Source organism: Lysinibacillus sp. COL-1 (genome assembly GCF_059814265.1).
This window is the reverse complement of the sequence record NZ_JCAWSJ010000004.1, coordinates 1,244,666-1,267,803: the sequence shown is the minus strand read 5'-3', so window position 1 is coordinate 1,267,803 and position 23,138 is coordinate 1,244,666. Positions and strand designations below refer to the sequence as shown.

The window sequence follows — 23,138 nt, the reverse complement described above, 5'->3', positions numbered from 1 at the left end:
GTAGATATGCCTGGTGTATCTGTGAAAGGAAATAGAATGAGTAGCTCTGTTGCTAGTAACCACGTTAAAGTTAGCAAACCTAATGAAGTTCAATGTGTTCCTGGTTATATAGATGGTCAATATTACTCAGGATCATGGTCTGGTGGTATTTGTTATGGTATCGAAATAAGACCTAGCTCACCTTATGACTATCAAGATATTGAGGCAACTGTGGAAGGAACCGTTCATGAAGGAATAGCTAATGTTTTTGTAAATGGTCTAGAAGTTGCTTTCTCGGGAGCAAAAACACAAGAGAATGATTCCTATCGCCTTCCTAGTGGATGGTCTTATGTTAGTGGTGCCCATTTTAATATGAATGGTTCTGTTAGTAATGGAAGTACCACCGTATTTGTGAATGGGAAACCTCTTGCTAGAAAAGGAGATTCTGTTACAACACATGCAAACACAACATCTTCTATACAAGAAGGTTCCTCTAACGTGTTTGCCAATTAATCATAGATTGAAAGGAGGTGAAAAATTGTCACTACCTATTAATTATTTAGAGTTTAACAACCCTATTCATATTGTTTGGCGAAAAGGAACACCAAATGACCCTTATATCGATCGGCTTGATATTACTCGCGTTGTCAATCAACGTGTTTTTTTATTAGAAATTCCAGACGAAATGTATAAGGTTAGAATTTCAGGTATGTTTGAAATTAACTACGAAAAGTTCATCAAGCACAACTTAGAAAAAAATGAATTTTATGTAGACTATACAAACGGTTTTGTTTATTTTCATGCAACCAAAGAAGCAGAAACCCTATCAATTGTGTACAAAGGAAGAGGTTTAATTCTTTATCCTTCTACACGAATTGTACATTATGATGGAACGGACTCTACCGAGACACTTCATGAAATTATTGAAAGAAGCAAAATACAAGTTCAAGAACTAATTGATCAAACAGATAACTATGAAGAATACTTAAAAAAGCTGGTCATTGCTATTAATGAATCAAATCATGCTACTGACCAGGCTTTAATTGCCGCTCATAATGCTAATGAAGCAACCGAACTAGTAAGAGATGCATACGAAACAACCGTTTTAATTTATCAGCCATTCGTTAATACATATGATGACATTGTAAAAAAATTCCCCTACCCTGAAGTTGGGTGGACAACACAGGTTTATGATACGGGTATACGTTATCGTTGGAATGGAAAGGCATGGATTCCTATCGATGCCTTAGGTGGGAATGTGCCATTAGCCAACGAAGTAATAAACGGATTAATGAGTAAAGAACAATTCGTTAAGGTTCAAAATATAACTGAATTTGTCAATGAGAAAACAATCGTTTTCATTATTCCAAAGGACGTTTTGCAAGGAATCCAAGATCCACATGTAGTTTTTGACTGGGACGGCGAGGTTATTGATGTAAAAGCACTAGCTTCTACTAAAGGAATACAGCCTACGCCTATTCAAATACAAAAATCTTCAAATTTTAAAGACTGGGTAGATATTACGGATAGTCCAGTAATAATCGAAGCAAATAGTTATTTTGATATGAAAACATATAAGTTAAAACATACTAAAGTGAAGGAGGGAGATGTATTTAGACTATACATCCCTTCTTTTTCTGTAGATGCACAAAACTTATCGGTGAATGTAAAAGTAGCAATAGAATGATCCTTTTGAAGAGATCCATTATATCCTATAACAATTTATTAGAAAGAAGGAATTTAATTATGACAAAAGCACCTGTGGTTTCATGGTATGAAGGAACTAATGAAAAATCAAGCGAAGTTACACAAACAGTAAACTATGGTACAGTCGACGCTGACTCACAATCAGCTATCAAGGTTTTCTATATTTGGAACAACAGAGGCGAATCAGAAGATGCCTCTAAAATGGAAGAAGTTGTTTTTACAACTCGTGATCGAAATGGTGGCGATGGGGGCTCAACAGGAAATATTGTTGAAGCTGTTCGTGATAACTGGTTCCATGTCAGAGTTGATTCATTGAATGAATCCTCTTTCACAGCTGTTGGTAAAGGTGGCGTAGGTACAAAAAACCCTTCTGGGACAAAAGAATTGGGTACAAACGGAACTACAACAAATGTGAATGCTTCTACTGCTCAAGTTTGGTCTGCTTCTAAAACTTTAACATTAGATACTTATATTCAACCAACAGAAGGTAATGGTTTTATCTATAAAGTCACTAAAGCAGGTAAGACGGAGACCAATGAGCCAACAACATGGATGACTGTTGAAGGAAGTCCTGTTTTTGATGGCAGTGTCGAATATGTGGCTATCAAAATCGACAAGACTCCTAATGCTAAAGAGATTCTCGGTTTAGCCAACAACACTGACGTTAATGGTGATAACGCTAATTTAGCAGGCGGTAATTTCGTTCAGGTTTCTGTGTATGCAGACGTGCCTATCACAGCGTCAGCAGGTAAAAACCTGTTAGTTCAACGCGTTTCTTATCGTTATGTTTAAAAAGATTCAAGACATAATATAACAGCTTAACAGGGTAAGGGGCTTCTCCCCTACCCTTTTTTTAAAGAAAAACTTCAATGCAATGAAGGAGATTGATAAAAATGCTATTCGAAGATTTGAGAAACACTCAAGCAATCGCTATTCCCTTCAACTGGAACGCTGATTATGCTAATGGTAAAAACTATGCCGAGTATGACCTTCTCACGCATAAGAAGAATGATTTTTATTTAATTCAGAAAAACCAGGTCATTCGTTTTGGTTTGTTTGGTCAAGGAATGAAATTTTTTTTCGAAATGTCTGATGGTTCTTTCAACCTGAATGGTCGAAGAATTGAAATTGATTATATTGATGAAAATGGAGAAATTTTTCATTTAACAACAAACTTTGAATATAAAGACCTTATTACATATAAAGAAGCTTACGCTGATTACAATAACGTGCAAGGTATTCAGCAATCAAACTTAAAGTCAATTAATTTTGGCTACAAAACAATTTACAAGAAAAATGATATTAAGCTATTCTTTCAACCTCTCGTTTCACTTCCTTTTAATGAGAGTGCTTGTATGGAGATAAAGCTAACTTCCAACAAGCTCCTGAATGGATACTTAGTATTCAAATCAAGAGGTATTGAAGTAGAACGCTTTTATGCCCCTTTGGAAGCCGATAGAGCAGGTCAGATAAATTGGACAATTAAACACTAATGCAGGCGAGGAAAAACATGATGAAAAGATTTTGGTTACATCTACCTAATAAAAATACTTCCTTAGAAATAACAACGACTAACAATAAATTATCTTGATTTGAATCTGCTAATGAGAAAGTCTACACATAGACACAGGGAAATACTCACTTAAAAATCTAATAGACAATCTTGTCAGCAAAGGATTAAACGCTAAAATTGGAGAAATTAAATCACCTAAAAACTTGAAACTAATTGTATTATTTTTAGATAATTCATTTACAAACGTAAGTGGTAGTTTTATTAACTTCATTGATGGTATTGAGTCGATAGATACAGGAGATAGACAAGAAGGTAATATAATACATATTTAATAATAAGAAAGGAAAATGCTCATATGGCTCTTATAGGTGGCAATACAGAGAAGAAAAAAATAGGTTTATCTATTGGTGTCTCTGGAACACACGATAAAACAAAAATCAACAAAGACACAGGTTTTTTAGAGTTAGTTGATATTGATGTAGATGGTGAAGGAAACCCTATCTATGTAGAGCAAGGTTCTTGGACTTCTGATGTAATTGATTTAGGAGATATTTTTCAAGACTTTGAGAAAGTGTTTACAGACAGCACAGGAACAGGTGCAAGCTCATTCGCTGTGTTAACGAGGGTTTCATCAAATAATTATGATTGGTCTGATTGGGTTGCTATTGCAGAAGATGGAACTATACAGTCTGAAACTAAACAGTACATTCAGGTTAGAATTGACTTGTTTGCAGGGTTTGTGACTGATGTTTTTCTCATAGCTAAAAGCGATTTTAGTATCAATGAATATCTTGAGGTAAAAAGCGTTAAAGCAGGTAGTTATATTATCCCTAAATTAACATCAAATATATCCTATGTAGAAGGATTCACTTTTGCTTCCAGTTTCTATAGCACTAGCTTTGACGCTTGGCATGCTTTTGATAAGAACAATGCAACATACTACTGCTCTGTTGCAGGGGAAAAGATTGGTTCCCTAGGATTCTATTTTAATACAAAAAAGAGAGTCGCTAAATATAAGCTTACAAGCTCTAGTGCTAGTGGTCAAATATCATATATGCCTAAAAGTTGGATACTTCAAGGGAGCAATGATACAACAGATGGTGCTAATGGAACATGGTATAACTTAGACACTAGAACCAATCAAATTTGGAGCGCAGTAAACACCACAAAAGAGTTTGAGATTCCAATTGGCAAACAATATCATGCTTACAGAATAAAGTGGTCTGAAAACAATGGTAATGCTTTATACACAGGAATAGGAGAATTAGATTTCTATGAAATTGGAACAACTTCACTGAGTCTTAAACGTGATTACTCTTTTGGCAAAGAATTAGATTCAACTTGGTCAGACACAGGAAGTTTACACAGACAAAAAATCACTCGTAGCCAATGGCAAAGAATAGATAAAATAGAGGTGTTGTAAATGGATATTGTAACAAGCTATGACAATTGGGGTGGAAAAGGCGACAGAAAAAGCATACTTAGTGGTAACTCAGAAGTGTTTGATGGAACTGAAACTACTTATCTATCCTATGGTAATGGCGCTCAAATTAATATAGACATTATTTTCAGTGGACTAGAGGGAAAACTATATATAGATTGCATTAAAGTTATTAGAAGTCAATATGCTTTCATTAATAAAGAAATACTATTGAATGGTAAGCTCATAGGAACTTTTAATGATAATGTAGACCATCCTCTACCAATGTTAACAATTAAAAAAAATGATAAGTTAACAATAAGAGGAAAAAATAACGAATCAGGTGGAGGAACTTACCCCACTAACATAAGAGAAATTTATTTTAAAACATACTTTGTTCCTGATAAATCTTTAATTTATCATGATGGATTATATAAAAAGTACAGCAATGGAGTTTTGACAGGTAATATTATTCCTACTTTGACTAATAGCAATGTTTCTCCTGATGGAATTGCAAGAGCTAGTGGTGAGCTAGGTGGAACAACATATTACGCTTATGCCTACAAAGCTTTCAACAAGACTAATACAGTTTATGCTTCCTCTGAAACAGATGCTTGGCACACCCCCACAGGAATAGTTACTAACAGTTGGCTATCATTTGAATTTAATCTACCAAAAACAGTAGTAGCATACTCTCTAGTTCCATTCAATTACTCAGAAGGTTCAGCAAGGATGCCTAAAAGTTGGGTGTTTCAAGGCTCAACCAACAGTGTAGATTGGGTTGACTTGCACACTGTAAATAATTCTACAGGTTGGGGAACAACTGAGAAAAGAACATTTGCATTTAGTAACAAAACAGCTTATAAACACTACAGAATATATGTCTATAGTAACAATGGTAATGCGAGCTATATTGCTATTGGTGAGCTAGAAATGTTTGAAATTGAAACAGCTAAAGGTTGGACAACGGTTTCAGACACTCTCCCTACTTCAACTCAATTTCTTGAAAAAGGTATATATCTATCTCCCAAACTTGACCGTAGATTAGTAACTTTAGAGCCTATTGCAATGACACAAAGAAATGACATATTAGATGTTGGAGAAGTTGGAAAGATATTTAGTGAGACTATTGATTTAAAGAAATATTTTGATATAAGAAGTATTAAAGTTGAGGTGAAATAATGGCAGGAGCTATTCTCTACAAAAAAAATAGCAAATTTTATACTGTTTTAGAAGAAGAAATTATTCACGAAACAAAAATGACTTCTAATAATACCCCTTCTCCTTTAAAAGTGTTTGATTCAAACGCCCACTCTACTTATCCACCGTATTTAGCTTTCGATGGAAATAATGGCACATATGTTAGAACAGGTAGCAGTGGGGCAGGAACACAACTTAAACTAACTTTTGATTTTGGAAAAGAAAAGAAAGTGAGTGGCATTTATTTAACTCATGGTGGGAATACCTCTATAAGCGGAATTGATGTGTCAGGCTCTAACAATGGCACAGATTTTACCACTATAAAAAATTTCACTTCATTAAATCTAGGTAGTGGAGCAACAAAAAAACTATTCTTTGACTCTACAGTAAAATACAGATATTTTTATTTTTATATACCTCAAACAAACATGCCATTTCTAGGTGAAATTAAATACTTTTTTGTAGATGATTATTTGTATGAAGCAAAAAATATAAAGGCTTATAAAGATTTCACTAATTCTAATGTTCAACTACAAAGCACCTATAAAAACAAAAGATACATGCTACAAGATACAGACACTCTAAAAGAACAAGGACTTTGGATACAAAACCTAGATAAAAAACCAACAAGTATTAGTTTTAATTGAAAATGAGGTGATAAAATGGCGGTAAAAGAGATAGCTTTTAAGTGTACTAAAGCAAGCACATACTACACTATTGGTGGGATTAGACTATACGATAAAAATGACAAGATATATCCTATAAAGTTTTCTTTAAAGAATGGTCTAACTTCTAATATATTCTACATTCAAGGAACAGATATAACAGGTACGGTAAGTGTCACAAATAGTTGGGGTACTTATTATTTTGTAGATTCTCCATTTGATACTGATAAATCAATTGTTACTAATTATCCAAGCATTAACTATTGGCTAAGTAGTTCAGCAGACACAATAAAAATATCTTTTGATAAGTCTGTGCAAATAAGTAGGATTGATTTTGTTCCTTATTGTGGGAATGGCACAGATAGAAAACAAAACGCAGTTGAAATAATTGCTATAGATGAAACTCAAAACTTATTGTTACAAGAAAAATACAACACTTCAACCTATGTGGAGAACCAAGTCTACTCAGTGTTAACACCAACATTAACTTTTTTAAGAAGTGTTTTACTAAAATCAAACAATAGCATCTATTCTTATGAATCAAACAATGTTAAACATGTAACAAAAATGACTTCAAACACAGCACCTAGTCCATTAGTTGCTAGTGCAAGTAGCATATATTCATCAAGTTACCCTGCTTGGCTTGCATTTAATGGCACTAGAACTGATGTAAATAACTGTTGGATAACTTCATCTTCTTTACTAACAGACCAATGGGTACAAATTGATTTCAAGGATAAAAAAAGAGTAAATCATATTGAAGTGGTTGGAATGGGTGTTAATCCAACATCAAGCCCAAAAAACTTTACTATATTTGGCTCAAATGATGGAATTACTTTTTATCCTATACTTAGAATAAACAATCAAACTAATTGGGGAATATTTGAGAGCAGAAAATTTAGTTTTAACTATGTTGCAGAGTATCGTTACTATAGATTTCACATGCATGATAACAATGGCTATGCAACATATTCAGGTGTCGTTGATATAGTCTACTCACTTATAGGTTCATCTCTTATGATTCTCAACAATTCTTCGGTGAAATCTTTTGTTAACTATGGAAGCACTAGATTGATTGATATGAATAAGCCTATAAGAAATATAGACTATGTTATAGAAGATAAAATATTTAAAAAAACAGAGAATATAATGATAAAACAAACAAATAGAAAACCCCTCAGCATTAGCTTTAACTAGTGCTGAGTTTTTATTTGAAAATCATATGACAAAAGGAATGATAATATGACATGGGATAGAATAAGCAAAGGGGCTAGCTGTATAATTTCAGAGGATGGGCTTTCTGTTAGCTCATTAAATCACCTTAACTCAGTTAGGGCAACAGAAGGAGTTTCTGATGGAAAATGGTATTGGGAAATAAGGGTGAATACAGCAGGAGCGCCTTTGATTGGGATAATTGGCTCAAACGCTTCTCTATTATCTTCGAGTTTAAGTAACATTGATGTAAGATACTACTATACAAATGGGCAAAAATGGAATCCAAAAAGTGAATATGGAGCGCCATATACAACAGGTGATTTAATTAGTGTTTTGTTAGACTTGGACTTGGGTACTATTGAGTTTATGAAAAATGGTGTAAGTCAAGGAGTCGCATTTAGAGATTTAAAAAGTATGGGAGAAGTGTTTCCTGCAATTAGTGACGGTGGTAGTGCAATCGATGGCTCATATACTGCTAATTTTGGTGATTCTAATTTCGTTTATAAGATGCCTGATGGCTATTCTCCATATGGAAAAACAAAAAAAATGACTATTAAAAATCCAACAACAGATAAACTCTATTCCCTATCAGATAACACTCTTATTCACCTTCCTGATAACACAACTGAAAGCATTATTGAGCATGGTATTGAACAAGGTAAGTTTATTCAATTAGATGTACCTTTTGATAAGCATAGATACTTTAATGTCACACCTGTTGATGGCACGAGTGGTAAAGTGTTTACACACGATATTGGTAAAATTAATACTTTGAGTATCAAAGAGTTGGTAGAGAACAAGGATTTTGAGCCTTTATACACTTGGTATGAAACTAAAATGACATCCAATACTACCCCATCTCCATTGGTAGCAAGTGCTAGTAGTTCATATAGTAATGATTATTTACCATTTAGAGCATTTGACAATTCTCTAAGCGACCTTCCAAATGGTGGAAATAACGCTTGGATTACATCAAATGGAGTAGTAACAGGTTGGATTCAACTTGATTTTGGAGCATCTACTAGTGTTAATGTTTTTAATTTAACACCTCGACAAAATGTTACTGCAAATGTTGGTATCAACTCTATGCCAAAAAAATTTAATTTACTTGGCTCAAATGATGGTTCTAATTATGAAACTATAAAAAGCTATAACAATGAGTATTGGTCTAATCATACGCAGAGTCGTCAGTTTGTCTTAGATAGTACTGTTAAGTATAGATACTATAAACTAGATATTTTAGAAAACAATGGTGGAAGTTTATATGTCGCAATAGGTGAAATTGCTTTCGGAATCAAAAGAGAGGTGAATTAATTTGGCAACTACAGAGCAATTAATGGCACAATATGGTGTCGCATGGTTTGGTTTTGATGAAAAAAGTGGTGATGTTTATGATAAATTGGGATTGAATAACTATGTTGGCACAGTAACAGGCGCAACGAGAGCTATGGGTTGGGATGGTAAAGACTCATCGTTAAATTTTAATGGAAGTAGTCAATATGTTGTAACAGACTACACTCCATCCGCTTTGGAAGAATTTACAATAAAGATAAAGTTTAAATCTCCAACAAATGGTGGAGGATATTTATTTACAGCAGGGCGTCAATTAGATTCTTCGGCATTAAACATCAATGGTTTTGGAGTAATTGTCAATAAAGCAGACGGTAATTTAAGAGTCTTATATTGGCTTAGCAGTACAAGTGCAATAATTACAAATCAAATTCTAAATTATGATTATAGGGATAATAAATGGCATGAGCTAATATTGACTCAAAAAAGTAATGTGATTCAATTATATATTGATGAAACCTTTATTGGAATATATCGGTCTATTGCAAATATTATCACTCCTAAGAACCCACTGAGACTGGGATACTTAAATGTTAGTGGGTATCAAGAATGGTATTTAGGTCAATTAGATGATTTACAAATTTACAACAAAGCTCTCACCCCTTCTGACTTTGAACAAAAGCGCTTAGTAGTCAAAACAACAGATAATAAAAACCTTGTTTTATCTCCTACCTCAACTCGTGTAAAAGAGATTCCTAACACACCAGAATATATGATGTTAGCTCAGGGTGGTGTAGTAAAAGAGATTGATTCAGCAGTTGATAGTCAACCAATTGATTTTACTAAAACTACAACTGAATATGAGATTCTAAGTAATAATAAAACATCTTTAGAGAATGGTAGTTTGTTTACTATTCCTATTGGCAGTGATTTTAAAACAGCAATGATTGAGGGCAACTATTAAATTAGCTGTCCTTTTAATGTGAAAAAATATTGGAGGTCAATACAATGGCTAATAGTAAAGATAATTTAAGTAAATATGGAGAAACCTTTATTGGCTTTGATGAACCTAGTGGAAATGCTATGGATGCTATTGGTGGCTACACAGGTACTTTATATAATAACCCTCAACGTGTAACAGGTTGGAATGGTAAGGGAAATGCAATAAATTTTAATGGTAGTAATCAATATGTTTCTCTACCTGCTAATATTATTCCAAAAGGTGTCAAAAGCATTAGATTTAAAATTAAAGTTGATTCTTTACCATCATCTTACAAGTGGATAATGTCTAATGGCTATAGTGGGCAGAATAGTTTTTATTTTGTCTTAAATAGCAATGGAACTATGAACTGTGGTGTTTCACAAACAACAGGAAATTTATTTAGCTTGGTTTCAAATAACATTTGCGATGGAAAGTGGCATGATGTTCTATTTACATGGGATGGAACTACTTCAACAAATAGTGCAAAACTATATGTTGATAATATTATTACACCTGTTGCCCAAAAAACACCACTTGGAACAGAGCAAACTCTTTCTACTAAAAACTTTATACTCGCTTGCTACCCTGACTTAACTACAGGTCAATTCTTTAATGGGCAATTAGACCAAATTGAAATATATGACAAAGTAATCTCCCCCATCCCAGACAAATACCTAGTCCAACACAACACACAACATAAATACCACAACGGCACATCATGGCAAACAACGACACCAACCGAAGCAAACTTCATCCAATATGGGATGAACAACCTAGACCATATTACAGAAGCTCAATGGAAAGAACTTTCAGGGGATAAGTCAGTGATTATGTGGTCTGACTTTGAAGATAAACAATTTACATCTGTTGTGTTAAACAAAGAGAGCTTTAAGGCACAAGATTTATTAGGTGATACAGCTCAAGCAATTTACTACACTGATTCAGACACTACTAAGATTGCCGTAGAGACAGGTGTTGAGCCTTATAGTGTTTATGACTATATTGGTGAACTACCTACAGTAGCCATTTATACAGAGTCTAATGAAGATATTATTGTATCAACAAACGTTGAGCCTTTTGATATTTATGATGAATTTGGTGAAAGTGTTGAGGTTCTTTATTACACAGATGATGAAGCTGTAACAAATGCTGATTTAATCCTTGAAGCTAATTGGTCGCCTATAGATGATATTGAAGGTGACTTTGAAATTGTCACATGGACGGATGAAGGCTCTGATACTGCTCAAAGGGTGCTTGATATGAAAGCTGTACCACAACCTCAATTCATCAAATTGGTCAACCCTAAACGCTTATATGGCTCTTTAGATAATGTGTTCGTTCATGATATTTCTCAATCCTATCGTGATGAAGCTCGTTACTTTGTTGGTGGAGAAACACCTGATAAATGGTATGTATGGGATAAAAAAGATAAGAGATTTGTTGTAGCTGATGCTTCGAGTCCTCAAAAAATCATGTCAACAGGTATGACTTACAAAGACTTAAATAGTATCACTGACCTGCAATGGCGTACTTGGGCTAGTGAATATATCAATATTGGTATGTTCATAGTAGATAATCCTCGTGACACAATCAAAACAATTGTTGAGACAATTTCATTTGAAGACTATCTTCCTCGTGATACTACAACTATTGCAGATACAAGCTTATATATTTTAAATACTACTGCTAAGATTGATATTTCATTTGACGCTAATGTTCTTAAAGGCGTGTTAAGTGATGATGATTTAACGCGTGTTCAGTATCGTGTGTTACTAAACAATGGTCACTTCTACCCTTCTGATGGAAGCTTTACTAAACTAGGTGAATCACCTCAGAATATTGAATTAGCAATTGGTAGTAAGGATATTAAAATTGATGATTGGAACACGCTTAAAGTAGAGTTCCAAGACTTCTTTGGTACTACTGATTATTGGTCTACTCAGTTTATGGGAACATATACAGGTCTTATGTTCAAAGATGTTTATGGTCAATACTTCTCTAGTGAAATCGGTGAAGTTCTTCAATATCTTGATTTTGGTATCATCATTGCAGGTCAAACTACAATTGAGCATGAAGTTATCCTTAAAAATCAATATGGCTATGACATTAAGGATATTCACTTGTATGCAAACACAGCAGACTTCCCTACTGGAATGACATGTGAATTTAGCACAAGTCTTTCTCCTTTCGCACCTCAGCCAGATTTAAGACTAGGTGGTGTACTAAAAAATGACGAAGAAATGTCATTCTTCATTCGATTAAAAACTGAATTAGGTTCAACGCCTGACGCTAACGGTTCATTTGACATAATCGTGAGAGCAGACAAAGCCTAATCACAATACAATGTGATAGGAAGTGAATTTATGGAGGATCGAGATTTTAAAAATTCCTCGTTCAAAGAAGATTCAAACTTAATATTTAAAGAAATGAATCCTAAATATCAATGCTCAGTTGATACAGAAATTGATATAGTTGGGATTGGAAGGCAAAGTCTATTTTCTGAGATTGAGGTGAAGCCTAACAACCGTTTTAATGCAAAATACAAACTTATTGCAGTAGGAGAACTAGAACATAATGTTGAAATTATTGCAAGACCCCAAAAAGAAAGTCTTACACAAACAGAACTTATTTCTCGTGCTTTAGATACTTCTCAAAAAGATACTTATTTGAACATCATGTATCGTGGAAACTCCGATATTTACACAGAGATTCAACCAATTGGTTATCATTTCTTAGAGACTGAAATAGAAGTACCTCCTCACAATAGAATGTGGGCTATCTATGAAGTGCAACAACCACCTATCGTTACAGATATGTTCACTCCTACTCAAGACGCTTTCACAAGAGAAGATGTGTCTTACCAATCTATTAACTATGGTGAAAATTCATCAATGGTTGTTGGACGTAGCCAAGACGATATTTGGCGCTCATTTGTTCAATTTGACTTATCTTCCATTAATAAATCCTATGTTTTAAAAGAATCCTATTTACGCTTATTTTACAAAGGTTCAGTCCCCGAAAACATTAAGCTAGAAATTTTAAATGCCAATAGCCAATGGTATGAAACGAACATTACTCACCTGAATAGGCCAATCCCTATTGATTTAATTGCAGACGATTTCACTATTAATAAAAACCTTGGATACATAGAATTTGATGTACTTAAAATTGTTGAATCATGGGTTTCGCTCAAAAAAATTAACAATGGCTTTATTATACGTTTATCTAATGAAACCGAATATGGTCAGACTATATTCCATACTAGAGAAACCATTTCACCACCTGAATTAATTGTAAAATACTTCGATTCAAGAATATTCTCTCAAGGTAGAAGCCAACACTTAACTGAAATTTTTGCATATAGAAAAAATAATGCCGATAAAACTGCAGAAATTACTGTTGATTCAGTATTCAAGTTAGAAAAAACTATAGCTGAAATTTATGTTCACCGAGCCGAAGTTCCCATAGACGCTGAGGTTCTCACTGAAATCATCGCAATTAAGCCCTATGTAGAGACTGAAATCATTTCTGCAATTCGTGATAAGAGTAAGATTCTAGTTGAAGTTAGTGCTAGAAGGCCTCTTGTTAGTAGAACATTAGCTGAGGTCACAATTAATAAACCTTTTACTTTAACTGAAATCACATGTGTTAGAAAAGACAATAATTCAGTTGATACAACTGTTTCAGTAACAAGACCTTCAATTAACGTTGAAATCAGTGTTCCTCGATACGGACAAAAAGACGTGTTCACGGAAATTGATATTAACGATATTTGGGTTTCTCGTGTTAATACTGAAATTTGTGTTAATAGACCCCAAATAGCTATTGAAATCACACCAAAAGTTGAAAAAGCAGGTAATCTTCAAACTGTAATTCATATCTCAAAACTAAAAATTGAAGCAGAAGTTGAAGTAAAACATAGAAATGATATTTTGGCAGAAATTGAAGCGAATATCAAATCTGATGTTGTAACTGAAATCATTATAACGAAGCCTTTTATTGATGTAGTTGTAACTGTGCAACAGTATGAAGAAGCAGAGAAAGACACAGAAATCTTCGTTAAATACATTAATGATGCTTCCACTGAAATTGATATAAAATCTGTCACCCAAGTTGATACGGTAATTGATATTAAAATCGTGTCACAAGTTTATGCTGAAATATCTGTAAACAGACGTTTAATACATACTGAGATTACCATTCCAACATGGGCTAATCATGAGGCACCAACTATTATTGAGCCGCGTATTCTAATGGTAGATAATGTGCCAACATTAATTATCGTTAATGGTACAGTGTCTGGATACGCATTTATTATGTAAAAAGGGAGTATAAAAATATGATGATGAAAAACTATGAAATCGGAGAACTACAATCTTTTCTTTTTAATTTAATTCTCAAAGGCAAGGAATCAAGAATGCGCACGAGATTCATTAAATTATTGGAAGATCAAATAGATCTTATTAAAATGGAAAGACAACAGCTAATTAATGACTATGCTTTAAAAGATGAAAGTGGCGAAATAGTTACAGATACAAAGGAAATACATAATAAGGAAGAAGAGGTTGTTGTATTCCCTTCTGAAGAAGCAGAAAAAGAAGCACAAATGCAAATTATGTTAATGATGAACGAGGACTTCATTATGGAAGAAACGGCAGATAAAATTGAAATGCTGACAACTTTACAAAATATTATTTTAAACTGTGAATTAGAATTTACAGGTCAAAAAGCGGTGCTCTACGATAGATTTTGTGAAATTTTCGAAGATATCCAATTACTCAATGATCGTGAGATGACTAAGTAATTTCATACTTTAAAGGATAGATGCATTCATCATCTATCCTTTTTTAATTTAGATAAAAGTCGGTGATTACATGGAAAATGAAAAATTTGGTGAAAGATTGGCTAGTGCGGAAGTGGAAATAAAGAATCAGGAAAACCGAATTTCAAAATTAGAGGGTAATCATGAATTATTGTATCGCTTAACATTAGTATCTGAACAACAACAAGAAATGAATAAACATCAGCAAATACAATTGAATAGAATGGATAAAACTTTTAACAACATCAACGTAAATTTAACAAAATTAAATATGTCTCAAGTTGAATTACAAGAAGACGTCAAAGATATAGGAAGACGTGTTGACAGCATTGAAGACGATTTAAAACATGAAACGGCTAAGGACAATATTTCAATTAGCGATACGATAAAACAATACCTTCACTGGTGGATTCTCATTCCCACGATAATAATTGGTGCTTTCATTTTAAAAACTTTTGGTCTCTAGGAAAGGACTTGATATTTATGAAAATCAATTGGAAAGTTCGCATTTATAATCCTCAATTTTGGATTACATTAGGCTTATCTATCATTACCCCTCTATTCGCTTATTACGGTATCACAGGAGCTGATTTAACATCTTGGTATAGTGTTTGGACCCTGATCGTCAACGCAGCTTCTAATCCATATATATTAGCCTTAATGGCCGTAAGTACATATAATGCCATTTTAGATCCAACAACAGCTAGCGTAAGTGATTCATCACGTGCCTTAATGTATAAAAAACCGAAACGAGATGAACGATAATGGTAAATTTTATTTGTCCTGTAAGAAATGCAAGATTAACAAGCAAATTTGGTTGGAGAAATATAGGATTTGGACAAGAATGGCATCAAGGTATTGATCTTGCTTCAACAGGAAAAGTCCCCATCTATGCTAGTGCTACAGGGGTCATTAGTCGTGCCCAAGCGTTAAGTAGCTATGGGAATGTAGTGATGATTAAGCATATCATTAACGGCAAAATTTACGAAACGAATTATGCACATTTAGATTCTTATTGTGTTCATGTGGGTCAAAGAGTTTTGCAAGGACAGCAAATTGGTGTGATGGGTAAAACTGGTCGAGCATACGGGATTCATCTTCATTTTGAAATTCATGACGGTCTATGGGCAAAAGGTCAGCCAAATGCTATTGATCCGATGAAATTTATTTCTTTAACAAATACTATCTTAGCTAATAAAGGAGAACTAACAATGTCACAATATACAGAATTACTCAGTAAAATAAAAGAGCTTGAGGAGGCTTTAAAAACAAAGCAAGCTATTGTCCCTGCTCGAAAAGCCTCAAACATGCATAATGCTGCGTGGGAGTGGTTAAGAAATAAAGGTATTACAGATGGCACTCATCCTCAAAATTTCTTAACACGTGAGCAATTTGCGACAATGCTAAAAAGATATCATGATTCTTTCAATAAAAATTAATATTTCCTACCCCATACATAATTTTCGCTTCAATATATCATAATTTCATTTCTCTCTAACTGAACCATGTTACAATAGAAAAGAATTTTGGCAACTAAGGAGATATGGCATGAAACTTTCAACGATCTTAAATTTTTTAATTCTAGTATTTTTCACATTATTATTCGTGAATGATTTTTTCCCTGACACAACGATTGCAGCAGTCTTAACTAAAAAAATCATTCTTCTTCTATTAGTCGTGTTAGTTATCATACAGCTAGCTATCGATAAAGGTAGATATAAAAAATTGTCCAAAAAAGCCTATATTGGTTTGACGCTGTATACAGTTGGTTTATGGATTGTTTTAACATTGCTTGGTGGCCAGTCGCAAATCGGTTTATCGTTTACTAGCCCTCTTTTCTATATCATTGTCGTATTGCTTGTACTTGATTTACTGCGTATTTCACGCCAAACCAAACGCGATCAAAATGAGGAAAAGTAAAGCAAGAGTGGTGCTATCCGTCACTTCTATGGCTTAATCCATCATTTTCTCATTTCTATCCTTCATATCAAAGGTTCTATCCGTCACTTTGGCGTTTCTATCCGTCTACAACATAAAAAGCATGTCTATCGACTGTGAACTCCAATCGGTAGACATGCTTTCTTATGATTCTAGGACATTTAAAATTTCATCCAGTTCATTCACAGCTAGATCTAAGCGTTCCTTCGCCTCGATATTTTGCTGTTTTAAGTGATTAAACTCTAGTAAATTTTTCTCATGCTTTAATTTGATAGAAGATAAACGTTCAATGCGGGCTTCTACCTTTTCTATTGCTTGCTCACAGACTGTTGTCCAGAGCTTTTCTGATTGCTGCATTTCAGTCGTTGATGGGTTGTGTTGACGCATAATTCGGGCATAGACCATTTCAATTTGTTCAATTAATTCCGAATAGAAATGGCGCTCAACACGTGTTGTTTGGAATGTTGGATGCTCCACATCTTTTGCATAAGGGGTAATTTGACGCAATAGCTTTCCAGCATTTTCTCCAAATGCATGCGATAAATTCAAGACATTCATTAATTGTAATAATAAACGAATTTCTTCTAGATTAATAAGTTGTGAATCGATGCTTTCTTTTAACTTTAATGATTCCATATAACGTCGATCAAAATGTTCAATTTCGCCGTTGCGTTGCTCTACTAAATGTACACTTGCATTGTCTTTTAAGCTTTTAATATAGCGAATGGCATGGTTTTTCAGCTCTTCTTTTGACAGCAAGCTAACATTGTCTTGTTGTGGTTTTCCTCGTTGAACATACGCAAATGCATCCATTTTTTTGGGCCATTGTGCTGCTTGGGTTTCTTCTGAGACATTATAGCGTATATAAATTCCGTGCATTTTATATCCTCCAAGTCCATTAAACAAGTATCTCTAAAGACAATAAATCGAATACGACATTTTTTCAAGTAAAAAACTTTTAATAATTGAAAATCCTTCTTTTTAACAATAAATGAAAAACCCTGAATAGTCGATACTATTCAGGATTTTACTAGTTTTCATCAATTCATACTTACCCTTTGACAAGCTTCGTACGTATGCGATTCGAAACATACTCCACGAGTAAAATAAGCAGGACAAGTCCCAATAAAATGGACCCTACCTCAGACCATTTATATGCGTTCATCGCAAAAATTAATGGCGCACCGATTCCACCTGCTCCAACTAAGCCGAGTACGGTTGCATCTCGTAAATTCATATCAAAACGATAGATCACAATGGATAAAAATAATGCTGTTAGCTGTGGCCAAATACCGTAACGTATTTTTTCCAGCAACGTACAACCAATCGCCTCCATTGACTCTAGAATACTTTTATCTAAGTCCTCAATAACATCAACATAGAGCTTTGACAGCATTCCGATAGAAGTTAATGACATCGTCAGTACACCAGCAAATGGACCAGGGCCTGTTACTCTGATGAACATAAGACCATAGACAATGGCAGGAATCGTACGAATGATTATTAACAGTAAACGGACAACAAAAGCAATAGGCTTTGGCACAATGTTAGAAGCCGACAAAAAGGCTAAAGGGATGGCTAGCAATGCGCCGACAATGGTTCCAAGAAATGCTATGGCCATCGTTTCGATTAATAAATAAGGTACACCTGCTGTTGTCGTATTGACTAATAATGACCAATCGGGATTCAGCAATCCTACAAATATATTTTTAGCGATTTTTATCCCATTTACTGATATATTCTCAAAATGAATCGTTGTTATAGACCAAATAAATAAAAGACAAACGATCACAATTATCATGATGTATGACATGCGTCGATTTGGTTGTAACTGTAATTGTTTTCCGATTGCATTCATAACATCACCTCTACATTAATTTTTTACGGAAATATTCGCTCGTTGTTTCAATGATAAAAACAGTACCAACAAGCATTAAAAGAATCATGCCCACATTCTCGTAGCTTCTCCAGCCTAAACTTTCATTGAGCAGCAGGCCGATTCCCCCTGCACCGACGTACCCTAAAATAGACGCATAACGAACATTCCCTTCAAAGCAAAACAATGATGTCGACAAGTAGTTAGGAAGGATTTGTGGCAGGATGGCAAAACGAAAGGATTGAATGGTCGTTAGCCCCATCGACTGCATGGCCTCGTAGGCTTCCATATTAGCGTTTTCTATTTGCTCATATAATAGCTTTCCAACATATGCAATGGTAAATAGGAAAATGGCTACTGTGCCAGCCATCGTTCCAAGCCCAAAAATAAATGTCGCAATAAGTGCAATAATCAGTGTCGGTAAAGTTCGAAGTAGGCTTAAAATAAACTTACTTACCAGCGCAATTCCTCTATGCTTGGTTATATTGGTCGCTGAAAGGATGGCTATTGGTAAGGCACATATAGCCCCCGCAATAGAGCCAAATAACGACATTTTAATCGTATCGAAGAGCGGCTGCCATAGCTTTGATAAGTAGGCCCAATTCGGTGGAATCATCTGTTGTAGGATGACAAAAAATTGTTGAATTCGGTTCACTAAAATTTCTAAGCTAAAGCCTGTAATACGAATGGCAAGCACAGTTAATACGAATAGAATAAGCCACACGATTGGCTTGAATGACCGTTTTCCCAGCACTTCTTTGCCATTAGGCAATACTATTTTTTTCGGTGATAGCAGCTTCCATCGCATGGTTCGTTACGCCTCTTTCCTGATTCGTATTGTGATAGATGAACGCAAGCGTTTCCTCGTTGATTTCATCGGCTTGTCCATCAAAGACAATTTCACCACCACGTACACCAATAACACGTGTTGCGTAAGCTAATGCCAAATCAACATGATGAATGTTAATCAAAATGGTCATGTTTAGCTCTTGGTTAATCCGTTTAAAGTCCTCCATAACTTGCTTTGCTGTTACAGGGTCTAACGATGCAACAGGCTCGTCAGCTAAAATGATTTGAGGATTTTGAGCAAGCGTACGAGCTAAGGCAACACGCTGTTGCTGTCCACCCGATAACTGATCGACACGTACATAGGCCTTATCTAAAATGCCAACCTGATCAAGTGCCATTAATGCTTTACGCTTTTCCTCTTTCGTAAAAATGCCTAAAATTTTTCGCCAGGCAGGCATAGTCGGTACAAAGGAAACCAACACATTTTGCAAAACTGATACACGAGTAACAAGGTTAAAAGATTGAAAAATCATGCCAATATTACGGCGTAGATGGCGAATACCCTTGCCCTTGAGTCGGTGCACATTCACATCATTAACATGCAATGTTCCCCCCGTAATATCATGCATTTTATTAATACAGCGCAACAGTGTTGATTTTCCTGCACCCGATAAACCGATGATAGCCACAAATTCACCTTGCTCAATTTGAAGATTAATTTGCTGTAAGGCAAGATAACCATTTGGATAACGTTTTTCTACTTCCTTAAACTCAATCATTGTACCGCTCCATTTCTAAAAAAGAATCTCACCGAATGAATGAATGAAAGAAGAATCTGCTTTCTGCGGGATAACCGCAAGCCACAGATTCTTCACCTTCAAGACTGACTTTAGTTCGAACCTAGATTTTGCACTAATTTCTGTGCTTTACGCTCATTGTCATAGTCACTATCCTTTGCAGCCTGATAGCCTTCATGGCTATATATAGCAATCACTTCTTTCCCTTTTTCAGTGTTGCCAATATTTATGAATGCCTGTTGAACTGCCTCTTTCAACTCTGCTGTCATAACCTTTGAGTTTTTACTCACACTAATCGTGTCATTATAAATAGCGGGCATAACACCAATCAAATCTGTCTCCTCCCAAATGGAAGCAGAGCGGGCAAATTCGCCTTGCCAGCTTTCTTCATAATCGCGACGTGCATCTGCATATGTGACCAAAACATCCGTTTGACCTGCTGCTAAACGGGCAAAGGCACTCCCATAAGAATCCGCCTGAACAACCTTCGTTAAATCAGGAATTGTTTTATCAAAATTCTCATGTAACCATAATGTTGGATAAATATAGCCCGCTGGTGAAGAAGAGGACATGACGTTCCAAGTAGCATCATTTAAATCTTCAAACGTTAATTTTTCACCGTTATTGACTTTCGCTGCTAATGCTTTCCCTTTTTCAGATGGCCCTGCCACCAAAATGGCTCTATAAGAAGTGGCCTGTGTTGTTGTCGGAGCAGTTGGCTTGTTTTTATTCCAATCAATTGGATGATCAGAGTCATTATTTAAGCCTGCACGTGTAGCTGTTAAAATGACTTCTGCACCATCATCATAGAGCACATAAGTTCCCCCAGGAATTAAGCCAATATCGGTCGTACCTGCAGATAAGGCTTCACCCACTGCTTCAAAATTTGTTCCTACTGTAATATCGATCTCACCTACATCAAAGCCTAATTTTGCGAGCTCGTCCTTCAGCAACCCCTTTAAAGGTTCTGTTGCTGTAATAATTTCATCTGGATTACGTGAAGGCACAAAGCCAATCGTTAATTTGTCTACTGATTCATTGCCACTTGCCTCAGTAGACGTCTCTACAGTTTTATCAGCACTTGATGTACTAGTAACTTCATTTCCACATGCCATCAAGAACACAGAAAGCATGCACATTAACGTCAAAAGTAGTAATTTCTTCAAAGTGTTATCCTCCCCATTTTTGAAATGCTTCCTCAGTATATACAGTTAATATTTTCCTAGTGTTAAAAGAGAGTAAATCTATGTATCTAATTCGTAAAATAGTATTTTGATATTGTAAATACGCTATTTTCCTGGCTATTACTTTATATACTGTGGATATACTACTAATCGGAGGATCACTTATGACGATAAAAACCATACAAATACTTGCAACTAGCGATATCCACGGCTATATTATGCCAACTACTTTCCGAAACAATCATAATGAAGCAATTGGCTTAGCAAAGCTAGCAACCATCATCGAGGAAAAACGGCTTGAAATGCCTACCCTCTTAATTGATAATGGTGACTTTATTCAGGGAAGTCCCATGACTTTTTATCACCAGAAATTCCAAGCACAAGAACCGAATCCATTGATTCAAGTTGCCAATGAGCTTCAATATGATGCCATGGTATTCGGCAATCATGAATTTAATTATGGTCAAGAGACGTTACAATCTATTAGGAGCCAATCCAATTTTCCATGGCTAGGAGCAAATATCGTGACAGAGGATGGCAAGCCATTTACGAAGCCTTATATACTAAAAGAAGTAGATGGTGTTCGATTGGCTATTTTAGGTGTGACCACGCATTTTGTAACAAAATGGGAAGAACCGCTCCATATCCAAGGCCTTCACTTTGAGGATGCCTTTTCGAGTGCTAGCTACTGGGCAAAATGGATTCGTGCTAATGAACAAATTGATGTTCTCATTCTTTGCTATCACGGGGGATTTGAGCGAAATCTTGAAACGGGAGAATTGCTTGAAGCAGAGGATGGTGAAAATCAAGGGTACCGCATGTGCGCAGAAATTGATGACGTCGACATTATTATTTCTGGTCATCAACATCGTGAGATTTGCACAACTATTATGGGAAAATCCGTTGTTCAACCTGGTACTAAAGGAGTTTGTCTCGGTAGCATTCAACTCGAAATCGAGATGGATGACCAGCATACGATCCAAACGATTTCTCATACACCATCTCTTATTTATAGCGCTGAAAGTACAATACCTAATGCAGCTGTTTGTCAGCTTATCTCTCCTACATTTGAAAAAACCGAAGCCTGGTTAGATGAAACGATTGGTGTGATCCAAGGAGATTTACAAATCGAAGATCCGTTTCTAGCACGCATTCAAGAGCATCCTTATATAGAGTTTATCAATCGCATTCAAATGGCGACATCCGGAACTTCTATTTCTTGTACGGCTCTTTTCCATGATGAACGAGGTGGCTTAAAGCAAGCTGTCACCATGCGTGATATTGTTACAAACTACATCTATGCCAATACATTAAAGGTACTTCGATTAACCGGACAGGACATCTTGCTGTCCCTTGAACAATCTGCTAGTTATTTTACGGTCGAGGCAGGACAATTAAAAGTGGCAGAGCCATTTCTTTATCCTAAGGCACAGCCCTATAATTATGATATGTGGGAGGGTATCGAATACATCTTTGACATATCCAAACCGATTGGTGAACGTGTGACAAAACTTTTGTACAATGGCAAGGCTATCCAAATGGATGCGGAATTTGATGTCGTAATGAGCAGCTATCGTGCTACAGGAGCAGGGAATTTTGACTTTTTAAGAAATTGCCCCGTTGTAAAAGAAATACAAATTGATATGACCGAAATAATGGCTGATTATATTTTAAAGCATCCCTTCATCAAAGTAACTTGTAATCAAAATTGGCAAGTACAGTTCTAAATAAAAATGCCAAATTCCTTGTAAGCACTACAGG

General features: G+C 35.2%; 23 protein-coding genes. 18 read left to right on the top strand and 5 right to left on the bottom strand.

Going from position 1 to position 23,138, the window contains the following annotated elements; all coding sequences use genetic code 11:
• Nucleotides 1-6: 6 nt before the first annotated feature.
• The 17 genes from AC6BKE_RS14465 (at nucleotide 7) to AC6BKE_RS14385 (ending at nucleotide 16,713) form a co-directional block, all read left to right on the top strand.
• On the top strand, nucleotides 7-492 hold the full coding sequence (locus AC6BKE_RS14465; RefSeq protein WP_499857058.1) for a PAAR domain-containing protein: 486 nt from the start codon (nucleotides 7-9) through the stop codon (nucleotides 490-492).
• 25 nt (nucleotides 493-517) lie between these two features.
• Nucleotides 518-1,666, top strand: coding sequence for a hypothetical protein (locus AC6BKE_RS14460; protein ID WP_499857057.1), 1,149 nt, complete (start codon nucleotides 518-520; stop codon nucleotides 1,664-1,666).
• 59 nt (nucleotides 1,667-1,725) lie between these two features.
• Nucleotides 1,726-2,478: a hypothetical protein gene (locus tag AC6BKE_RS14455; RefSeq protein WP_499857055.1), complete on the top strand. Its 753-nt coding sequence runs from the start codon at nucleotides 1,726-1,728 to the stop codon at nucleotides 2,476-2,478.
• A gap of 101 nt (nucleotides 2,479-2,579) precedes the next feature.
• Nucleotides 2,580-3,179, top strand: coding sequence for a hypothetical protein (locus AC6BKE_RS14450; protein ID WP_499857053.1), 600 nt, complete (start codon nucleotides 2,580-2,582; stop codon nucleotides 3,177-3,179).
• A gap of 375 nt (nucleotides 3,180-3,554) precedes the next feature.
• The gene (locus AC6BKE_RS14445; protein ID WP_499857051.1) at nucleotides 3,555-4,622 is read left to right on the top strand and encodes a hypothetical protein; all 1,068 of its coding nucleotides are present in this window, start codon (nucleotides 3,555-3,557) and stop codon (nucleotides 4,620-4,622) included.
• A complete protein-coding gene (locus tag AC6BKE_RS14440) occupies nucleotides 4,623-5,801 on the top strand; it encodes a discoidin domain-containing protein (protein WP_499857050.1) in 1,179 nt (392 codons plus the stop codon).
• The gene (locus AC6BKE_RS14435) at nucleotides 5,801-6,466 is read left to right on the top strand and encodes a discoidin domain-containing protein (protein ID WP_499857048.1); all 666 of its coding nucleotides are present in this window, start codon (nucleotides 5,801-5,803) and stop codon (nucleotides 6,464-6,466) included. The genes AC6BKE_RS14440 and AC6BKE_RS14435 overlap by 1 nt, the downstream gene beginning before the upstream one ends.
• Before the next feature lie 15 nt (nucleotides 6,467-6,481).
• Complete coding sequence (locus AC6BKE_RS14430) at nucleotides 6,482-7,681, top strand: discoidin domain-containing protein (protein WP_499857046.1); 1,200 nt, start codon at nucleotides 6,482-6,484, stop codon at nucleotides 7,679-7,681.
• Between the two features lie 45 nt (nucleotides 7,682-7,726).
• A complete protein-coding gene (locus AC6BKE_RS14425; protein ID WP_499857044.1) occupies nucleotides 7,727-9,013 on the top strand; it encodes an SPRY domain-containing protein in 1,287 nt (428 codons plus the stop codon).
• A gap of 1 nt (nucleotide 9,014) precedes the next feature.
• Nucleotides 9,015-9,953 carry a LamG-like jellyroll fold domain-containing protein gene (locus AC6BKE_RS14420; RefSeq protein ID WP_499857043.1) on the top strand — a complete coding sequence of 313 codons (939 nt, stop codon included), beginning with the start codon at nucleotides 9,015-9,017 and terminating at the stop codon, nucleotides 9,951-9,953.
• A 44-nt stretch (nucleotides 9,954-9,997) separates the two neighbouring features.
• Nucleotides 9,998-12,304, top strand: a complete 2,307-nt coding sequence (locus tag AC6BKE_RS14415; RefSeq protein WP_499857042.1) for a LamG domain-containing protein — start codon at nucleotides 9,998-10,000, stop codon at nucleotides 12,302-12,304.
• A gap of 30 nt (nucleotides 12,305-12,334) precedes the next feature.
• Nucleotides 12,335-14,293, top strand: coding sequence for a DNRLRE domain-containing protein (locus tag AC6BKE_RS14410; RefSeq protein WP_499857040.1), 1,959 nt, complete (start codon nucleotides 12,335-12,337; stop codon nucleotides 14,291-14,293).
• A gap of 17 nt (nucleotides 14,294-14,310) precedes the next feature.
• Complete coding sequence (locus AC6BKE_RS14405; protein ID WP_499857038.1) at nucleotides 14,311-14,775, top strand: hypothetical protein; 465 nt, start codon at nucleotides 14,311-14,313, stop codon at nucleotides 14,773-14,775.
• Nucleotides 14,776-14,845: 70 nt separating this feature from the next.
• Nucleotides 14,846-15,259 carry a hypothetical protein gene (locus AC6BKE_RS14400; RefSeq protein WP_499857037.1) on the top strand — a complete coding sequence of 138 codons (414 nt, stop codon included), beginning with the start codon at nucleotides 14,846-14,848 and terminating at the stop codon, nucleotides 15,257-15,259.
• A 17-nt stretch (nucleotides 15,260-15,276) separates the two neighbouring features.
• A complete protein-coding gene (locus AC6BKE_RS14395) occupies nucleotides 15,277-15,558 on the top strand; it encodes a phage holin (protein WP_141904014.1) in 282 nt (93 codons plus the stop codon).
• Complete coding sequence (locus tag AC6BKE_RS14390) at nucleotides 15,558-16,232, top strand: M23 family metallopeptidase (RefSeq protein ID WP_499857036.1); 675 nt, start codon at nucleotides 15,558-15,560, stop codon at nucleotides 16,230-16,232. The genes AC6BKE_RS14395 and AC6BKE_RS14390 overlap by 1 nt, the downstream gene beginning before the upstream one ends.
• Nucleotides 16,233-16,341: 109 nt before the next feature.
• Nucleotides 16,342-16,713 carry a hypothetical protein gene (locus tag AC6BKE_RS14385; protein ID WP_036126979.1) on the top strand — a complete coding sequence of 124 codons (372 nt, stop codon included), beginning with the start codon at nucleotides 16,342-16,344 and terminating at the stop codon, nucleotides 16,711-16,713.
• A gap of 162 nt (nucleotides 16,714-16,875) precedes the next feature.
• Here the strand turns inward: AC6BKE_RS14385 and AC6BKE_RS14380 are convergent, their stop codons facing one another.
• From AC6BKE_RS14380 to AC6BKE_RS14360, 5 genes are all read right to left on the bottom strand, one after another.
• Entirely contained in the window at nucleotides 16,876-17,610 is a 735-nt protein-coding gene (locus AC6BKE_RS14380) for a hypothetical protein (protein WP_036126981.1), read from the bottom strand.
• 172 nt (nucleotides 17,611-17,782) lie between these two features.
• Nucleotides 17,783-18,589, bottom strand: a complete 807-nt coding sequence (gene phnE / locus AC6BKE_RS14375) for a phosphonate ABC transporter, permease protein PhnE (protein WP_101966341.1) — start codon at nucleotides 18,587-18,589, stop codon at nucleotides 17,783-17,785.
• A gap of 10 nt (nucleotides 18,590-18,599) precedes the next feature.
• A complete protein-coding gene (gene phnE, locus AC6BKE_RS14370; protein WP_499857033.1) occupies nucleotides 18,600-19,415 on the bottom strand; it encodes a phosphonate ABC transporter, permease protein PhnE in 816 nt (271 codons plus the stop codon).
• Nucleotides 19,372-20,175 carry a phosphonate ABC transporter ATP-binding protein gene (phnC, locus tag AC6BKE_RS14365; RefSeq protein WP_036126991.1) on the bottom strand — a complete coding sequence of 268 codons (804 nt, stop codon included), beginning with the start codon at nucleotides 20,173-20,175 and terminating at the stop codon, nucleotides 19,372-19,374. The genes phnE (AC6BKE_RS14370) and phnC overlap by 44 nt, the downstream gene beginning before the upstream one ends.
• 110 nt (nucleotides 20,176-20,285) lie before the next feature.
• The gene (locus tag AC6BKE_RS14360) at nucleotides 20,286-21,359 is read right to left on the bottom strand and encodes a phosphate/phosphite/phosphonate ABC transporter substrate-binding protein (protein ID WP_271912722.1); all 1,074 of its coding nucleotides are present in this window, start codon (nucleotides 21,357-21,359) and stop codon (nucleotides 20,286-20,288) included.
• 182 nt (nucleotides 21,360-21,541) lie between these two features.
• Between AC6BKE_RS14360 and AC6BKE_RS14355 the strand changes: the two genes are divergently transcribed.
• Nucleotides 21,542-23,104, top strand: a complete 1,563-nt coding sequence (locus AC6BKE_RS14355; protein ID WP_499857029.1) for a bifunctional metallophosphatase/5'-nucleotidase — start codon at nucleotides 21,542-21,544, stop codon at nucleotides 23,102-23,104.
• Nucleotides 23,105-23,138: the final 34 nt, after the last annotated feature.

What these genes read in the sequence shown, in the direction of transcription:
- AC6BKE_RS14390 (WP_499857036.1), top strand. Translation starts at nt 15,558, where the DNA reads ATGGTAAATTTTATTTGTCCTGTAAGAAATGCAAGATTAACAAGCAAA.
- AC6BKE_RS14430 (WP_499857046.1), top strand. Translation starts at nt 6,482, where the DNA reads ATGGCGGTAAAAGAGATAGCTTTTAAGTGTACTAAAGCAAGCACATAC.
- phnE (WP_499857033.1), bottom strand. Translation starts at nt 19,415, where the DNA reads ATGCGATGGAAGCTGCTATCACCGAAAAAAATAGTATTGCCTAATGGC.
- AC6BKE_RS14385 (WP_036126979.1), top strand. Translation starts at nt 16,342, where the DNA reads ATGAAACTTTCAACGATCTTAAATTTTTTAATTCTAGTATTTTTCACA.
- AC6BKE_RS14440 (WP_499857050.1), top strand. Translation starts at nt 4,623, where the DNA reads ATGGATATTGTAACAAGCTATGACAATTGGGGTGGAAAAGGCGACAGA.
- AC6BKE_RS14400 (WP_499857037.1), top strand. Translation starts at nt 14,846, where the DNA reads ATGGAAAATGAAAAATTTGGTGAAAGATTGGCTAGTGCGGAAGTGGAA.
- AC6BKE_RS14395 (WP_141904014.1), top strand. Translation starts at nt 15,277, where the DNA reads ATGAAAATCAATTGGAAAGTTCGCATTTATAATCCTCAATTTTGGATT.
- AC6BKE_RS14425 (WP_499857044.1), top strand. Translation starts at nt 7,727, where the DNA reads ATGACATGGGATAGAATAAGCAAAGGGGCTAGCTGTATAATTTCAGAG.
- AC6BKE_RS14465 (WP_499857058.1), top strand. Translation starts at nt 7, where the DNA reads ATGCCTGGTGTATCTGTGAAAGGAAATAGAATGAGTAGCTCTGTTGCT.
- AC6BKE_RS14355 (WP_499857029.1), top strand. Translation starts at nt 21,542, where the DNA reads ATGACGATAAAAACCATACAAATACTTGCAACTAGCGATATCCACGGC.
- AC6BKE_RS14450 (WP_499857053.1), top strand. Translation starts at nt 2,580, where the DNA reads ATGCTATTCGAAGATTTGAGAAACACTCAAGCAATCGCTATTCCCTTC.
- AC6BKE_RS14405 (WP_499857038.1), top strand. Translation starts at nt 14,311, where the DNA reads ATGATGATGAAAAACTATGAAATCGGAGAACTACAATCTTTTCTTTTT.
- phnC (WP_036126991.1), bottom strand. Translation starts at nt 20,175, where the DNA reads ATGATTGAGTTTAAGGAAGTAGAAAAACGTTATCCAAATGGTTATCTT.
- AC6BKE_RS14410 (WP_499857040.1), top strand. Translation starts at nt 12,335, where the DNA reads ATGGAGGATCGAGATTTTAAAAATTCCTCGTTCAAAGAAGATTCAAAC.
- AC6BKE_RS14455 (WP_499857055.1), top strand. Translation starts at nt 1,726, where the DNA reads ATGACAAAAGCACCTGTGGTTTCATGGTATGAAGGAACTAATGAAAAA.
- AC6BKE_RS14380 (WP_036126981.1), bottom strand. Translation starts at nt 17,610, where the DNA reads ATGCACGGAATTTATATACGCTATAATGTCTCAGAAGAAACCCAAGCA.
- phnE (WP_101966341.1), bottom strand. Translation starts at nt 18,589, where the DNA reads ATGAATGCAATCGGAAAACAATTACAGTTACAACCAAATCGACGCATG.
- AC6BKE_RS14415 (WP_499857042.1), top strand. Translation starts at nt 9,998, where the DNA reads ATGGCTAATAGTAAAGATAATTTAAGTAAATATGGAGAAACCTTTATT.
- AC6BKE_RS14435 (WP_499857048.1), top strand. Translation starts at nt 5,801, where the DNA reads ATGGCAGGAGCTATTCTCTACAAAAAAAATAGCAAATTTTATACTGTT.
- AC6BKE_RS14445 (WP_499857051.1), top strand. Translation starts at nt 3,555, where the DNA reads ATGGCTCTTATAGGTGGCAATACAGAGAAGAAAAAAATAGGTTTATCT.